This is a genomic window from Clostridium tyrobutyricum, assembly GCF_019144085.1.
GTDB lineage: Bacteria > Bacillota > Clostridia > Clostridiales > Clostridiaceae > Clostridium_B > Clostridium_B tyrobutyricum_A.
On the sequence record NZ_JAHHUY010000007.1, the window covers coordinates 92,533 to 108,563 of the forward strand.

Consider the following 16,031-nt stretch of genomic DNA (forward strand, 5'->3'; position numbering starts at 1 on the left):
AAATAAATAATGTTAAAATATTGATTGAAGTATTAATTAATCATAAATTTTGGAGGATAAAGATGGAAAACATTTTAATCGAGGGATATGAATTTATAAAAATAGATTTAGGCGGAGCAACGGCTGTATTTTCAACGGCTAAAAATAATTTAGACTTTAATAAGGCAACAGTTTCAGGTAGAAGAAATATGGAAAATTTAAAAAAGTGGTTTAAATTAAAAGAGGTAGGTTATTTAAATCAGGTTCATGGAGATAAATTGATTGTATATAAAAATAAAATCGAAGATGCAGATGGAATATTTACCCGAGAGATTAATACAGCAGTTGGAGTATTTAATGCAGATTGTGTTCCAATTCTTTTGTATGACAAGGAGCAAAGTATAATTGCTGCCGTACATAGTGGTTGGAGGGGAACACTTAATCTTATACTTGCTAAAGCTATTGAAAAATTAGAAAAAGAATATAAAAGTAATGTTGAGAATATTAAGGTATATATTGGACCACATATAGGTGTGTGTTGCTATACAGTTGGTGAGGAATTAGTTGCTGAATTTAAAAATTCAATGTTTTATAAAAATAAGGATATATTCGTGAATAATAATTTGGATTTAAAAAAATGTTTGTTGTATCAACTAAAGGATAAAGGAATTAAAGATAGAAATATAAATTGCTTGGATATATGTACATCTTGTAGCAATGAATATAAATTACATTCTTATAGAAAAAATAAAAAATGCGGCAGACAATTTTCATTCCTGTATTTAAATTAAATTATATAAGCAAGGCAAATTTTGGAATTGATATAAACGGAGGTATATTATGTCACAAGATAAAATATTAATAGTAGATGATGAAGAACATATATGTGAATTAATCAAATTCAATCTCGAAAATAATGGATATAAAACCATAATATCCTATAACGGAGTGGATGCAATATCAAAAGTGGAAAAAGAGATGCCCAACTTAATATTGCTTGATGTAATGTTGCCTGGGATGGATGGATATGATGTGTGTAAAGAAATAAAAAGAAATCCTAACTTATCTTCCATTCCTATTATAATGATAACTGCCAAGGGAGAGGAATTTGATAAAGTACTGGGATTAGAACTTGGAGCAGATGACTATGTTACTAAACCTTTTTCTGTAAGAGAATTGTTAGCCAGGGTGAAAGCAGTACTTAGAAGAACTATAGTAAAAGAAATAAATAAATGTTATGCTTTTGATAATATACATATAGATTTTGAAAAACATGAAGTATTGAAAAATAGTGCAAAGGTAGAATTAACTCTTAAAGAATTTGAACTTTTGCAAATTCTTATAAAAAATAAAGGAAGAGTTATGACACGAGATTTTCTTCTGGATAAAGTATGGGGTTATGAATATGTAGGTGAGACAAGAACTGTAGATGTTCATATAAGACATATAAGACAGAAGATTGAGGATGACGATAGAAATCCTAAGTATATTGAGACTATCAGAGGAATAGGATATAGATTTAATTCTGAAAATTAGTGGTGATGTTATGAAAAAAAAATTAATGATATATATGCTTGGAACACTTGTAACTAGTCTTGTTATAATGACTATCTTGTTTATAATAATTCAAAATCATGAATATGTAGAAAATATGAAACGTACTTTGAAGATAAACAATCAAATTATAATAAATACTCTTGAAATGAAAGATGATAAAGATAAAAGTGAATTCTTAAAAAATAATTTTAAAAATGGAATTATAAGAGATACCTATATAAATAGAAATGGAAAGGTAATAAGTGATTCAGTAGCACATGAACAATATATGGAGAATCATAATTCAAGAAAAGAAATAGAAGAAGCTAGAAAAAATGGAACTGGATATGACATAAGAATAAGTGCAACTACTAAAAAAAATACACTCTATTTTGCAACTAGGATGAAAGATGGATATATAGTTAGAAGTTCTATGACAATGCAGGTGGTAAAGGCATTTGAAAATGCATATCTTAAATACTATATTATAATAATGATGCTTTCTATAGTTATATCTATACTACTTTTAAATAAGTTTTCTAAATCTATAGTTGAACCTGTTAAGAAGCTTCAAGAAATAACCTTTAATATGGCTAATGGTCAATTAGATAGGAGAGTCAATATAAAAAGTAAAGATGAAATCGGAAAATTGGCTAATACTTTTAATAATATGGCGGATAGACTTGAATTAATATTAAATGATTTTGCATCTCAAAATAACCAGCTTGAGGCTATATTGAAAAGTATGGATAGTGGAGTTATTGCAGTAGACACTAATAATAAAATAATAATGATTAATCCTTATGCCAAAGATATGTTTAGAATAAATAGAGATATAATAGGAGAAAATTTAATGGACAGTATAAGAGATTTTGAATTGGAAGATATATTTAAATATGACGATACAGATTATAGGGAAATAAAAATGTTGTGGCCAAAAGAAAGAATTTTGAGAGTGAAAACTGCAAATATAATAAACAGGGATTATGATAGAATCGGTACAGTGGCAGTAGTTCAGGATATAACAGATATTAAGAAGCTAGAAAATATGAGATCTCAATTTGTAGCTAATGTTTCTCATGAATTGAAAACGCCATTGACTTCCATAAGAGGCTTTTCTGAAACACTGCGATATGTGAAAGATGATAAGAATAAAAATAAGTTTTTAGATATAATAGATGATGAAACCAATAGATTAACAAGACTTATAGATGATATTTTAACACTTTCCAATATAGAGAACAATAAAGAAGTTGTAAAAGATAGAATTGATATAAATTCTGTAATAAAAGATGTATGTTGTCTTATGGAAAGGTCTGCTAAAAAGAAAGATATATATATAGAAACTAATATTTTAGAGTTACCTGACATTTATGGAGATAAAGACAGATTTAAACAGATGATAATAAATCTGGTAGATAATGCAATTAAATATTCTGATAATGGTGGTAGAGTAAAAATAGGTACAAAATTTAATATGAATAAGTCCATAATATGGGTAGAGGACAATGGAGTTGGGATATCTGAAGAACATAAGCAAAGATTGTTTGAAAGATTTTATAGAGTAGATAAAGCTAGGTCAAGAAGTCAAGGTGGTACAGGACTAGGACTTGCTATAGTTAAACATATTGTAATTTCTTTTAATGGAAAAATAAAAGTTGAAAGTAAGATTGGAGTAGGCAGTAAATTTATTGTACAAATCCCAGTAAGTTAATAGTTCTAATATAGATCTAGCTTAATTCATAGTTAGAATTAGTTTTTGCAATCAAAAACTTAAAATAAAAAATAACTTTAAATAGAAATAATCTTTTATATTCATACAAATAAATGGCTAAAACACTTGCCTTATAGAAGTATGCAGAATTTTTGGGAAGAGTCAAGCCCCTGCCATTGTTAAATTTAATTAACATAGCAATAATAAATCATTAACTTTTGTGTAATAATATTATATATGTACTAACTATGGTTATAAAATATTCCAATGCAAATTTGAGGAGGTCTATAATTATTATGAAGAAAAAAAGTTTGAAAGCTCTTGTTGCAGCTATGGCAATTACAGTATTGGCTGGAGCCTTTACGGGATGTGGATCCACTTCTACTAGTAAAGATGGGGGAACTAATGAGACAAAAAAATTATCAGGATCAATAACATTGGCAGGCTCTACTGCACTACAGCCATTGGCAGAACAATTGAGCAAAACTTTTATGGATAAAAATTCAGGTGTTACTGTAAATGTACAAGGTGGTGGAAGTGGTACTGGATTAAACTTGGCATTAAATGGAACAGCTGATATTGGTAATTCTGATGTGACCGCAGAATCAAAATTACCTCAAGATAAGGCAAAACAGTTAGTAGACAATAAAGTTTGTGGTATAGGATTTGCTGTAGTTGTAAATTCTTCTACTAAAGTTGATAGCTTAACTAAAGATCAGATTCAGAAGATATTTACAGGACAAATAACAAATTGGCGTCAAGTTGGAGGAGAAAATATTCCTATACAGGTTATTAATAGGACTAAGTCATCTGGTACTAGAGCTACATTTAAGGATACTGTAATGGATGGAAAAGATGAAAAAGAAGGTCTTGGTACAACACAGGATTCTAACGGAAATGTAGAAAATGCTATAAAAACTACAAAAGGATCTATAAGTTATTTAGCATTGTCATACTTGTCAGATGCTGTTAAACAAAACGTAAAACCTTTAAAGATAGATGGTATAGAAGCTACTAATGAAAATATAGAAAGTGGAAAATATCCATTTTGGTCTTATGAACATATGTATACAAAAGGGGAGCCAAAAGGTATTTCAAAGGCATTTATAGAGTATGTACTAGATGATGCCAATAAAGAAACAATAACTAAGCTTGGATATATTCCAATGAGTGATATTAAAGCAAAATAATAATTTGCTGTAGGTTGACTGTGTTTAAAAACAGTCAACCATTTGTTGAGTTCTTCTAAATTATTACAACATATAATAAAATTAAATTTGAGGTTGATTAAATGAGAAAAAAATCTTTATGGAAGAGTTTGAAAAATGAATATATAGGAAGGGCATTTTCTACATTCTGCGGATTTTTAATTATAATATTAACTCTTTGTATTATAGCTTTTATAGTATCCAAGGGATTAAACACTTTTATAAAACACGAATATTCAATAACTGAATTTTTATTTAAATCTTCATGGAATCCAGATGCTACTCCTCCTAAACTTGGTGCTCTTGTATTTATTGCAGGATCCACACTTGTTTCTTTGGGAGCAGTTATAATAGCTGCTCCAATAGGTATCTCACTTGCCATATTTATGCACTATATATCTCCAAGATTGGGTTCAAAAGTAATTCAGCCTGCAATTGAATTATTTGTGGGTATTCCATCAGTAGTATATGGATGGGTCGGTTTTAGTGTCTTGATTCCATTGTTAAAATCAGGATTTGGTGGTATAGGTTTTAGTTTGATTGCAGGTATAATTGTTCTGAGTATAATGATATTACCCACTATTACCAGTATATCTGCAGATGCAGTTAAAGTTGTACCTAAAACTTATGTTGAAGGCTCTTATGGATTGGGGGCTACAAGATGGCAGACTATATCCAAGGTAATAATACCATCAGCTAAAAATGGAGTGCTTACAGGGGTTGTATTAGGTCTTGCTAGGGCTTTTGGAGAGGCTTTGGCAGTACAAATGGTAATTGGTAATGCAATAAAGTTTCCTCATGGACTATTGAGTCCAACAGCAACTTTAACTAGCATACTTACTATGGACATGGGTAATACTGTATCTGGAACTGCCTGGAATGATGCACTTTGGTCACTAGCATTATTATTACTTATAATATCTTTTGTATTTATTATTATTATAAGATTAATTGGAAAAGGGAGTGAAATTAAGTAATGAAAGCTAAGCTCAAAGATAAAATCTGGACCAAAGTTTTATATGTAATATCCGGTTTTGTAATAGTACTCTTATTTGCTTTGATAATATACATATTATTTAAAGGTGTTGGATTTTTCAAGCCATCCTTCCTATTTGGAAATGCTAAATATGGTGAAGTTGGAGGAGGTATAGGTCCTCAACTTTTCAATTCCTTTTATATGCTTGTTGTAGCACTTGTTATAAGTGTGCCGTTAGGAGTTGGAGCAGGAATATATCTAGCTGAATATACAAGAAAAGGAATAATATTAAATATAATAAGACTTTGTATAGAAACAATGTCATCCCTTCCTTCTATAGTAGTAGGATTATTCGGACTCCTTGTATTTGTCAGCATGACTAATTGGGGCTTTACTCTTTTATCAGGTGCATTGGCAATATCTGTACTCAATCTTCCAGCTCTTACTCGTGTAAGTGAGAATGCCATAAGAGAGGCCTCAAAGCCTGTGAAAGAAGCTAGTCTTGGATTAGGAGCAACAAGGTGGCAAACTATATCAAAAGTAGTTCTTCCATCTGCAATACCTGAAATTTTGACTGGAATAATACTGGCTTCTGGAAGAATATTTGGAGAAGCTGCCGCACTTTTATATACTGCAGGTATGAGTGCACCAAGACTGAATTTTGCAGTTGACAATTTGGCAAGCAGTACATCACCATTTAATTTGTTTAGACCTGCTGAAACTTTGGCAGTTTATATATGGAAATTGAACTCAGAAGGTATGGTACCTGATGCTGCACAAATTGCAAATAAAGCTTCAGCAGTTTTAGTAATAATGGTACTGCTGTTTAATCTTCTAGCTAGAATATTGGGTAAGAAGATATATGAATCATATACAGGTAAGAAATAAGGAGGAAAGTTTATGTATACAATATATACTAAAGACTTGGATTTATATTATGGAAATACCCAGGCACTTAAGAAAGTAAATTTAAATGCAGAGAAGAATTCTGTAACAGCATTAATAGGTCCATCTGGATGTGGCAAGTCTACTTTTTTAAGAACTATCAATAGAATGAATGATCTTATAGATTCAGTGAGAATTGAAGGTGAAGTTTTTTTTGAAGACAAGGATATATATAAGGATTATGACGTAATAGAATTAAGAAAAAGGATAGGTATGGTATTTCAAAATCCTAATCCTTTTCCCATGTCAATATACGATAATGTAGCTTATGGACCAAAGGTACATGGAATGAAAAACAAAAACACATTAGATGAAATTGTTGAGAAAAGTTTAAAAGGTGCAGCAATATGGGATGAGGTAAAAGATAGATTAAACAGAAGTGCACTTGGACTTTCAGGTGGACAGCAGCAGAGACTATGTATAGCACGAACACTGGCTGTAGAACCAGAAGTGCTCCTAATGGATGAACCAACTTCTGCATTGGATCCTATATCAACGTTAAAAATAGAAGAGCTTATGGACATACTCAAGAAAAAATATACTATAATAATAGTAACACATAATATGCAGCAGGCAGGTAGAATATCAGATTATACTGCGTTTTTTTTAAATGGAGAAATAGTAGAGGACGGGAAAACTGAAGAAATATTTTACAAACCAAAAGACAAGAGAACAGAAGATTATATAACTGGAAGATTTGGATAAGATATATAGTATAAGTTAAATAGGGGATGTGATTATATGACAAGGAAAGTTTTTGATTATGCATTGGAGGAAATGCATAATGATGTTTTAAGAATGGGAAGTATAGTAGAAAAACAAATTCATCAGTGTATAGAATCATTGGTACATCAAGATGAGAATTTAGCTAGACAGGTTATAAAAAATGATGATATGGTAGATGACCTTCAGAAGGAAATTGAGGATAAATGTATAAAACTAACAGGAAAAGAACAACCGCTTGCTATAGATTTAAGAACTATATTTACTACATCTAAATTAGTTACAGATTTAGAGAGAATGGCTGATCATTCTGTTGATATCGCTAAGATAACTCTTAGAATTAAAAATGAGAAATATGATGTTAATTCAATAAATATATCAGAAATGTCTTCAATGGTTAACAAAATGATAAAGATGGCCCTTGATGCCTATGTGTCCAGGGACATAGAAGATGTATATGCAGCATGTGAAATGGATGATAAAATAGATGCAGTTTTTAAAAATACATTTTCTAAAATACTTGAAATAATGAGTAAGGATAATACAAAAATAAATCAGATGACATATTTCTTATTTGTACTTAAATACTTAGAGAGAATAGCCGATCATGTAACAAATATATGCGAAGGAACTGTTTATTTAGTTACAGGAGAGCAAAAAGATCTAAATGATTAAATATTATATTTCAAAGGTTCAGCTTTATATTAAATATAGCTGAATTTTTTTATGCCATGAAAAACATGTACTTTTTTCGACAAAATAGGTTATTTTATTATTTATTTACTTTATGGTATAATTTATAAGGTTGCAACAAATATTTTCAATAACCGGGAGGGATATAATGTTCAGTTTTACTCCAAAAGAAGACAAGTTTTATGAATTTTTTGAACAGAGTGCCAATATAGTATATAAAGCAGCTAATTCATTGGTAGAATTTTTAAATGATCTTAAAAATTCAGAAGTAAATATGAAAAAAATAAAGGATATAGAACATGAAGGAGATAAGAAACAACATGAAATATTAGCCGAATTGAATAAAACATTCATTACTCCAATTGATAGGGAAGATATCTATCTTATAGCAAAAGATATGGATGATATTGTCGATTTGATAGAATCTTCTGCAAGTAGATTTGTTCTTTTGAATGTGAATGTTTGCACGGATGAGGCAAGAAAACTTGCACAAATGATTTTAGAATCATGTAAAGTTATTATAGAAATAATGAAAGAACTGAAAAATATGAAGACAAGCAAAACACTTTCTGAAAAAATAATAAAGGTAAATGGAATAGAAGAGAATGGGGATATAATTTCCAGAACAGCTATTAAACAAATTTTTAGAAGCGATATGGAAGTTATTGATATTATAAAATGGAGAGAAATATATCAATATTTAGAAGATACGTTGGATTCTTGTGAGGATTTAGCCAATGTCGTTGAAGGAGTAGTAATGAAAAATGCTTAGTAATACTTTTATATTAACTATTGTAATAATTATAATTTCAATGATATTTGATATAATAAATGGTTTTCATGATAGTGCAAATGCAATAGCATGTTCCGTTTCTACTCGAGTGTTGTCATTGCAACAGGCTGTAGCTATTTCAGCCGCACTTAATTTTACAGGAGCTTTTATGAGTGTAAAAGTTGCGGAGACTATAGGAAGTGGAATAATTTATCCTGCTGATATAACACAAAAAGTAATTATAGCAGCTTTAATAGGGGCCATAATATGGAATTTAATAACTTGGTATTTTGGAATACCAAGTAGTTCATCGCATGCCCTTGTAGGTGGCTTAATTGGCTCAGCTGTCGTGTACAAAGGTACCTTTCTTATTGTAAATTGGTCAAATCTTTTTTGGAAGGTCATACTATGGCTTATATTATCCCCTATAATAGGATTTATAGTAGGATTTATTTTTATGAATATAATAAATGCATTCCTGGCAAATAAAAGACCATCTACTGTTACAAAAATATTTTCAAAAGCTGAAATTTTCTCCACCATGTTTTTAGCCTTAAATCATGGAGGAAATGATGCACAAAAAACTATGGGAGTTATAACAATGACATTGATAAGTGCTGGATTTATCAAGGAATTTTCAGTACCTTTGTGGGTAAAGATAAGTTGTGCTCTTGCTATGGCACTTGGGACAGCACTTGGGGGTAAAAGAATAATTAAGACTATGGGTTCTAAAATGGCAAGGATAGTACCTGTAAATGGATTTGCGGCAGAATTGGGTGCTTCAAGTGTTATACTAACAGCTACCATGTTTCATGCACCAGTAAGTACAACTCATATAATAACTACTGCAATAATGGGTGTTGGAGCATCAAAAAGATTTTCTTCAGTAAGATGGGCTATAGTAAAAGATATTCTCATAACTTGGATATTTACTATACCAGGTTGTGCTGTTATTTCAAGTTTAGTTATAACTTTTATAAATCTATTTTAATATTTTTATGACTTTTGCCATTTAGTAGTTTAATAAATAAAGCAAAAGTCATTTTAATATTAAATTAATTTAGCGCTACATTGACTAAATGGGAGTATTACGGTATATTCTATAAGTAAGTATGTAATAAATCAACACTAGGAGTTTTTAAATGAAAAATGAAATATCAGCAGTAGCACCTGGGAGTATTGCAGAAGAAATGGAAATAGAAGCGGGAGATCGTATTTTAAGTATTAATGAAAAAGAAGTTAAGGATATTATAGATTATAAATTTTTGATAAGTGGTGACTATGTAAAGGTTGAAATAGAAAAAAATGATGGTGAGATATGGGACATGGAAATAGAAAAGGAATATGATGAAGATCTAGGTGTGGAATTTAAGGATTTTATCCTTGATAAACCTAAAAGCTGTCATAACAAATGTATATTTTGCTTTATAGACCAGTTGCCAAAAGGTATGAGAGAAACTCTTTATTTTAAAGATGATGATTCAAGATTGGCTTTTCTTCAGGGAAATTTTGTAACTCTTACAAATATGGGTGACGATGATATAAATAGAATAATTAAATATAAAATAAGTCCTATAAATGTGTCCGTTCATACCACCAATCCGGAACTTAGAATAAAAATGACCAATAATAGATTTGCAGGGAATCTATATAAAATATTAGAGAAACTGACATCTTCAGGAATAAACATAAATTGTCAAATAGTTTTATGTCCTGGAATTAATGATAATGAAGAATTGGAAAGAACTATTGAAGATCTATATAAACTATATCCTCAAGTTGAAAATGTATCTGTAGTTCCCGTGGGAGTTACTAAATATAGAACAGGTCTTTTTAAAATGAAATTGTATGATCAGCACTCATCAGCAGTTCAACTTGATAGAATGAAAAGACTTCAAAATAGATACATCTCTCAGATGAGTAAACCTTTTGTAAGAATGTCTGATGAATTTTATGTAATAGCAAAACGTGATGTTCCTGATACCGATTTTTATGATGGATTTGGACAATTGGAAGATGGAATAGGAATGATAAGAATATTTAGAGACAATATAGAAAATAGTTTAAAAATGGTTGAAGATGGTTTTTTTAAATTAAAAGGATCATTTACACTTATTACAGGAAAATCTGCCTATGTTGAAATTAAGAACGCTGTAGAAAAGATAAGAGAGCTTAATGAAAAAATATATATAGACATTAAAGGTATAGTAAATAATTTTTTTGGCAATACAATAACTGTAGCAGGGTTGATTACTGCTGCTGATATTATGGAGCAGACAAGAGACACCATACTAGGGGATAATATTATTATTCCAGATTGTATGCTTAGAAAAGGATATGAACTTGGTTCTGATAAGAGAAGAGTATTTTTGGATAACATAACAGTAGAACAATTAGAAAATAAATTGGATAGAAATATCCTCGTATGTGAATATAGCGGCGAGGATTTATTAGATATTATAATACAAAACTGTATATCATAAATTAATTAGTAATAAGGGAGGAATACTTATGGGAAAACCAATAGTAGCTATAGTAGGAAGACCTAATGTTGGAAAATCTACTCTATTTAATAAATTGGCAGGTAAGAGAATATCTATAGTAGAGGATACACCAGGGGTAACAAGAGATAGAGTTTATGCACAGGCAGAGTGGCTTAAATATAACTTTACCATAATAGATACAGGTGGAATTGAACATGAGAGCAGTGATGTTATTGTTTCTCAAATGAGAAGACAGGCACAGATAGCTATAGAAACGGCCAATGTAATAATATTTATAGTGGATGGAAGAGAGGGACTTACTGCTGCGGATAAAGAAGTAGCCCAAATGCTTAGAAAGAGTGGAAAATCCATAGTACTTGTGGTAAATAAAATAGATAACTTAAAGCTTGAAGAAAATTCTTATGAATTTTACAATTTGGGAATAGGAGAACCTATTACCATATCAGCATCTCAAGGATTAGCGTTGGGAGATATGCTGGATGAGGTAGTAAAACATTTTGAAGATGATGATAGTGACTCAAAAGATGCTGAATATATAAAAATAGCTTTCATAGGAAAGCCAAATGTTGGAAAATCTTCATTGATAAATAAGTTATTGGGAGAAGAACGTGTAATTGTCAGCGATATACCTGGAACTACAAGGGATGCCATAGACAGCTACCTTGAAAGAGATGGAGATAAGTTTCTATTGATAGATACTGCAGGAATTAGAAGAAAAAGCAAAGTCAAGGCTGAAATTGAAAAGTACAGTGTTATAAGAAGCTACACTGCAATAGAAAGAGCTGATACATGTATATTATTGTTGGATTCTACTGAAACAATAAGTGATCAAGATGAAAAGATAATAGGATATGCACATGAAATGAACAAGGCTATAATTGTAATAGTAAATAAATGGGATTTAGTAGAAAAAGATACAAAGACCATGAATAATTTCAAGACCATGATAGGTAAAAGTTTATCTTTTATGCCATATGCACCATATTTATTTATATCTGCAAAGACAGGCCAGAGAGTAAATAAGGTTTTAGATACTGTAAAAAAATGCTATGACAACTATAACAGACGCGTGAAAACTGGAGTCTTAAATGATGTAATCAATAAAGCTATTATGATGAAAGAACCTCCGGTAATTGGACTTAAAAGATTAAAAATCTATTATGTTACACAAACAGGAGTTCAGCCACCAACTTTCATATTCTTTGTAAATGATATTTCTTGTGTTCACTTTTCATATAAAAGATATCTAGAAAACCAACTTAGAGATAATTTTGACTTTACAGGAACTGGCATAAAGATAGAATTTAGAGAAAAGAAGGATGCCTAATTATGAATAAGGACATATGTTTTTTAGGTGCAGGAAGTTTTGGAACAGCGTTATCAATAATATTAGCGGAAAAGGGAAAGAAAGTTATACTTTGGGACAGAAATCACGACTTGATTGATTCTATAAATTCTACTAGGGAAAACAAAAAATATGTTAAAGGAGTAAAACTGCCACAATCTATAGAGGCATCTTTTGATTTAAAAAATACGGTTAAGAATTGTATGTATATAGTTTTGGCAATCCCTTCTCATGCTATTAGAGATATGTGTAAAAATATAAGAGATTACCTAAGAAATGACCAAATTATTATAATTATAGCTAAAGGAATTGAAGAAGATACGGGAAAAAGATTGTCTGAAGTCATAAAAGAAGAATTACCCGAAAATGAAGTTGTAGTTATTTCAGGTCCAAGTCATGCTGAAGAAGTTGCTAGGAAGTTGCCAACTACAGTTGTAGTTTCTTCAGAAAATATGGATATAGCAAGAAATGTACAGGATGTTTTTATGACAGATAAATTTAGAGTATATACAAATTCAGATATAAGAGGTATAGAAATAGGAGGGGCTGTCAAAAACATAATTGCACTGGCAGCAGGAATATCTGATGGAATTGGATATGGTGATAATACAAAAGCAGCTCTTATGACAAGGGGAATTAGTGAAATATCACGCATAGGAGTTAAACTTGGAGGAGAAAAGGAAACCTTTTCTGGACTTACAGGAATAGGAGATCTCATAGTTACTTGTACTAGTATGCATAGTAGAAATAGAAGAGCTGGAATACTAATAGGAAAGGGAAAATCTGCAGAAGAAGCGGTTGAGGAAGTTGGAATGGTAGTTGAAGGTATAAAAGCCTGTAGGGCCTTCTATAAATTAAAAAACAAGCTAAATGTACAAATGCCTATAACTGATTCTCTATATAAAGTACTATTTCAAAAAAAAGATGCAAAACAGGCTGTATATGAGTTGATGACTAGAGATAAAAAAGATGAAAATTAATAAATTTTTATAATATATGAATAATATGCAATTCCTATAAATATATATATATTGTTATTATTAGAATCTTGGGGGGTATACTTTGGATAACTTTGATATATACAAGGACATATCAGAAAGGACACAAGGAGATATATATGTAGGAGTTGTAGGACCAGTTAGAACTGGAAAATCCACTTTTATAAAGAGATTTATGGAACTTATGGTTTTACCTAATATGGATAATTCCTATAAGAAACAGAGGGCTAAAGATGAATTGCCTCAGAGTTCATCAGGAAAGTCCATTCATACAACAGAACCTAAATTTATTCCTAATGAGGCTATAGAAATAAGTTTAAATGAAAATACTAAATTTAAAGTAAGAATGGTAGACTGTGTAGGATATATTGTTAAAACTGCATTGGGATATATGGAAGGGGAAGAAGCCAAAATGGTATCTACTCCTTGGTATGACTATGAGATACCTTTTGAAGAGGCGGCTGAAATAGGTACTAAAAAGGTAATAGATGAACATTCTACAATAGGACTTTTAGTAACTACAGATGGTTCTATAGCAGATATACCTAGAGAAGATTATTTAGAACCTGAATCTAGAGTAGTAGAAGAATTAAAGTCTATAAATAAACCTTTTATAATAATACTTAATTCAAAACATCCTTATGATCCTGAAACTATAGATGTTAAAAAATCTATGGAAGAAAAGTATGATGTTCCTGTTCAAATAATGGATGTTATGAATATGAAAGAAGAAGATGTAACTAATGTTTTTCAGCGAATTTTAAAAGAATTTCCTATAAAAGAAATAAACATAGATATACCAGAATGGATTGAAAAATTGGAACTTTCCCATTGGCTAAAGATAGATTTTATAAATCTTGCAAGAGATATGTGCAAAAACATATATAAAGTGAGAGATATAGAAAGGTCTTTAGATGGTTTTAGTGATGTAGAATTTATAGGAAAATCCATAATAAAGGAAATAAATATGGGACAAGGTACGTCCAGAATCGAAATCAAACCAAAACAGGATTTATTCTATAAAATATTAAGTGAGGTTTGTTCTGAGGAAATTCAAAGTGAAAGTGATCTTTTAAATGCTGTAATTGAGATGCATAGTGCAAAAGTTGAATATGACAAAGTATCTGATGCATTAAAAGATGTAAAGGAGAATGGCTATGGATTAGTAGCTCCACAGCTTTCGGAAATGAAATTAGAGGAGCCTCAGATAGTTAGACAGGGAAATAGATTTGGGGTTAAATTAAAAGCCAGTGCACCATCTCTACATTTTATAAGAGCTGATATAGAAGCTGAAATATCACCTATAATGGGAACAGAAAGAGAAAGTGAAGAAATGGTAAAATCACTTCTTGAACAGTTTGAAAGTGATCCATCTAAAATATGGCAGAGTAATATGTTTGGCAAGTCTCTTGAAATACTTGTAAAAGAGGGACTCCAAAATAAGCTCTACAAGATGCCGGAAGATGTACAGGTTAAAATACAAAAGACACTCCAAAAAATAATAAATGAAGGAAATGGCGGGCTAATATGTATAATACTTTAAATCAATAACACTAATTTATCATATAGACACACCTTTAGAAATAGTATAATATTTCTATTGGTGTGTCTATTATGAGTATTTTATGGTATAATCGTTTTAAAATGTGATTTAAGCTGAAATATTAATATATATCTTGAAATTGTAATTGGTATTCGCTTATAATTAATAATGGCTTATTATTGAGTGTGGAAGGATGAATTTCAATGATTAGGAGCATGACTGGATTCGGAAGAGGAAGTATAGATAATCCCAAAGGCAGTTTTGTAGTGGAGATAAAAACAGTAAATCATAGATATTGTGATTTAAATATAAGAATGCCAAAAAGTTTTATGCCAATTGAAGATAGAATGAGAAAATTGGTTCAAGAGTCAGTAAAACGGGGTAAAGTAGATATATTTATTACTCAAGGTAATCATGAGAATAAAAATGTTAAGGCTGTATTGGATCAAGAACTTGCTGATAGTTATGTTGAATGTCTAAAAAAGATAAAAGAAAGATATAATATAAAAGAAAGCATATCTTTAGGACTTATTTCAAAGTTTCCTGATGTAATTACTGTAAAACAGACAGAAGAGAATTTGGATGAAATTTGGGACATATTAGAATCTGCTTTTAATGAAGCTATACATATGCTTTTAAATATGAGAGAAAAAGAAGGAATTAAACTTAAAAATAATGTTATTTTAAAATGTAATTCTATTAAAAAAAGTTTAGAAGGTATAAATGATAAATCTGATATAATAGTGGAAGAATTTAGAGATAAACTCAATAATAGATTAAAAGATTTAATAAATGGCAATGAGCTAGATGAAACTAGAATTGCAATGGAAGTAGCGATATTCGCAGATAAATCCTGTATTGACGAAGAAATAGTAAGATTATCCAGTCATATAATGCAATTCAAAGATACTCTTGAACTGGATGAACCTATTGGTAGAAAATTGGATTTTATATTACAGGAAATGAATAGAGAAGCTAATACTATAGCTTCCAAATCTACCAATTTAGAAATAACTAAATTAACTTTAAACATAAAAAATGAAATAGAAAAGATAAGAGAGCAAATTCAAAACATAGAATAAGAGGAGGAAACAT

15 protein-coding genes are annotated in these 16,031 nt (G+C 30.2%); all 15 read left to right on the plus strand.

All coding sequences use genetic code 11. The features are described from left to right. Positions 1 to 62 precede the first annotated feature (62 nt). The 15 genes from pgeF (at position 63) to KM800_RS05160 (ending at position 16,018) form a co-directional block, all read left to right on the plus strand. Positions 63 to 770 carry a peptidoglycan editing factor PgeF gene (gene pgeF / locus KM800_RS05090; protein ID WP_217812094.1) on the plus strand — a complete coding sequence of 236 codons (708 nt, stop codon included), beginning with the start codon at positions 63 to 65 and terminating at the stop codon, positions 768 to 770. Between the two features lie 49 nt (positions 771 to 819). Beyond that, a complete protein-coding gene (locus KM800_RS05095; protein WP_217812095.1) occupies positions 820 to 1,515 on the plus strand; it encodes a response regulator transcription factor in 696 nt (231 codons plus the stop codon). A gap of 10 nt (positions 1,516 to 1,525) precedes the next feature. Further along, positions 1,526 to 3,229 carry a two-component system histidine kinase PnpS gene (pnpS, locus tag KM800_RS05100; protein ID WP_217812096.1) on the plus strand — a complete coding sequence of 568 codons (1,704 nt, stop codon included), beginning with the start codon at positions 1,526 to 1,528 and terminating at the stop codon, positions 3,227 to 3,229. A gap of 296 nt (positions 3,230 to 3,525) precedes the next feature. Beyond that, entirely contained in the window at positions 3,526 to 4,419 is an 894-nt protein-coding gene (locus KM800_RS05105) for a phosphate ABC transporter substrate-binding protein (RefSeq protein ID WP_217812097.1), read from the plus strand. A gap of 101 nt (positions 4,420 to 4,520) precedes the next feature. After that, a complete protein-coding gene (gene pstC, locus KM800_RS05110) occupies positions 4,521 to 5,414 on the plus strand; it encodes a phosphate ABC transporter permease subunit PstC (protein ID WP_217812098.1) in 894 nt (297 codons plus the stop codon). After that, positions 5,414 to 6,301, plus strand: coding sequence for a phosphate ABC transporter permease PstA (gene pstA, locus KM800_RS05115; protein ID WP_217812099.1), 888 nt, complete (start codon positions 5,414 to 5,416; stop codon positions 6,299 to 6,301). The genes pstC and pstA overlap by 1 nt, the downstream gene beginning before the upstream one ends. 12 nt (positions 6,302 to 6,313) lie before the next feature. Continuing rightward, positions 6,314 to 7,063 (plus strand): phosphate ABC transporter ATP-binding protein PstB, encoded by a 750-nt coding sequence (gene pstB, locus KM800_RS05120; RefSeq protein WP_217812100.1) that lies wholly within the window; start codon positions 6,314 to 6,316, stop codon positions 7,061 to 7,063. 36 nt (positions 7,064 to 7,099) lie between these two features. Further along, on the plus strand, positions 7,100 to 7,756 hold the full coding sequence (gene phoU / locus KM800_RS05125) for a phosphate signaling complex protein PhoU (RefSeq protein ID WP_217812101.1): 657 nt from the start codon (positions 7,100 to 7,102) through the stop codon (positions 7,754 to 7,756). 166 nt (positions 7,757 to 7,922) lie between these two features. Then, entirely contained in the window at positions 7,923 to 8,546 is a 624-nt protein-coding gene (locus KM800_RS05130; RefSeq protein WP_217812102.1) for a DUF47 domain-containing protein, read from the plus strand. Further along, positions 8,539 to 9,537: an inorganic phosphate transporter gene (locus KM800_RS05135; RefSeq protein WP_217812103.1), complete on the plus strand. Its 999-nt coding sequence runs from the start codon at positions 8,539 to 8,541 to the stop codon at positions 9,535 to 9,537. The genes KM800_RS05130 and KM800_RS05135 overlap by 8 nt, the downstream gene beginning before the upstream one ends. Positions 9,538 to 9,688: 151 nt before the next feature. Beyond that, positions 9,689 to 11,029: a DUF512 domain-containing protein gene (locus KM800_RS05140; RefSeq protein ID WP_217812104.1), complete on the plus strand. Its 1,341-nt coding sequence runs from the start codon at positions 9,689 to 9,691 to the stop codon at positions 11,027 to 11,029. Positions 11,030 to 11,057: 28 nt separating this feature from the next. Then, a complete protein-coding gene (der, locus tag KM800_RS05145; RefSeq protein ID WP_217812105.1) occupies positions 11,058 to 12,377 on the plus strand; it encodes a ribosome biogenesis GTPase Der in 1,320 nt (439 codons plus the stop codon). A gap of 2 nt (positions 12,378 to 12,379) precedes the next feature. Next, the gene (locus tag KM800_RS05150) at positions 12,380 to 13,375 is read left to right on the plus strand and encodes an NAD(P)H-dependent glycerol-3-phosphate dehydrogenase (protein ID WP_217812106.1); all 996 of its coding nucleotides are present in this window, start codon (positions 12,380 to 12,382) and stop codon (positions 13,373 to 13,375) included. An 82-nt stretch (positions 13,376 to 13,457) separates the two neighbouring features. After that, the gene (gene spoIVA / locus KM800_RS05155) at positions 13,458 to 14,936 is read left to right on the plus strand and encodes a stage IV sporulation protein A (protein WP_217812107.1); all 1,479 of its coding nucleotides are present in this window, start codon (positions 13,458 to 13,460) and stop codon (positions 14,934 to 14,936) included. A 203-nt stretch (positions 14,937 to 15,139) separates the two neighbouring features. Further along, positions 15,140 to 16,018: a YicC/YloC family endoribonuclease gene (locus KM800_RS05160; RefSeq protein WP_217812108.1), complete on the plus strand. Its 879-nt coding sequence runs from the start codon at positions 15,140 to 15,142 to the stop codon at positions 16,016 to 16,018. The last annotated feature ends 13 nt before the right edge of the window (positions 16,019 to 16,031 follow it).

Excerpts from the sequence above, each read along its gene's own strand:
- KM800_RS05150 (WP_217812106.1), top strand. The coding sequence starts at position 12,380 with ATGAATAAGGACATATGTTTTTTAGGTGCAGGAAGTTTTGGAACAGCG.
- KM800_RS05130 (WP_217812102.1), top strand. The coding sequence starts at position 7,923 with ATGTTCAGTTTTACTCCAAAAGAAGACAAGTTTTATGAATTTTTTGAA.
- phoU (WP_217812101.1), top strand. The coding sequence starts at position 7,100 with ATGACAAGGAAAGTTTTTGATTATGCATTGGAGGAAATGCATAATGAT.
- KM800_RS05135 (WP_217812103.1), top strand. The coding sequence starts at position 8,539 with ATGCTTAGTAATACTTTTATATTAACTATTGTAATAATTATAATTTCA.
- pstB (WP_217812100.1), top strand. The coding sequence starts at position 6,314 with ATGTATACAATATATACTAAAGACTTGGATTTATATTATGGAAATACC.
- KM800_RS05105 (WP_217812097.1), top strand. The coding sequence starts at position 3,526 with ATGAAGAAAAAAAGTTTGAAAGCTCTTGTTGCAGCTATGGCAATTACA.
- KM800_RS05160 (WP_217812108.1), top strand. The coding sequence starts at position 15,140 with ATGATTAGGAGCATGACTGGATTCGGAAGAGGAAGTATAGATAATCCC.
- pstA (WP_217812099.1), top strand. The coding sequence starts at position 5,414 with ATGAAAGCTAAGCTCAAAGATAAAATCTGGACCAAAGTTTTATATGTA.
- pstC (WP_217812098.1), top strand. The coding sequence starts at position 4,521 with ATGAGAAAAAAATCTTTATGGAAGAGTTTGAAAAATGAATATATAGGA.
- der (WP_217812105.1), top strand. The coding sequence starts at position 11,058 with ATGGGAAAACCAATAGTAGCTATAGTAGGAAGACCTAATGTTGGAAAA.
- pnpS (WP_217812096.1), top strand. The coding sequence starts at position 1,526 with ATGAAAAAAAAATTAATGATATATATGCTTGGAACACTTGTAACTAGT.
- KM800_RS05095 (WP_217812095.1), top strand. The coding sequence starts at position 820 with ATGTCACAAGATAAAATATTAATAGTAGATGATGAAGAACATATATGT.
- pgeF (WP_217812094.1), top strand. The coding sequence starts at position 63 with ATGGAAAACATTTTAATCGAGGGATATGAATTTATAAAAATAGATTTA.
- KM800_RS05140 (WP_217812104.1), top strand. The coding sequence starts at position 9,689 with ATGAAAAATGAAATATCAGCAGTAGCACCTGGGAGTATTGCAGAAGAA.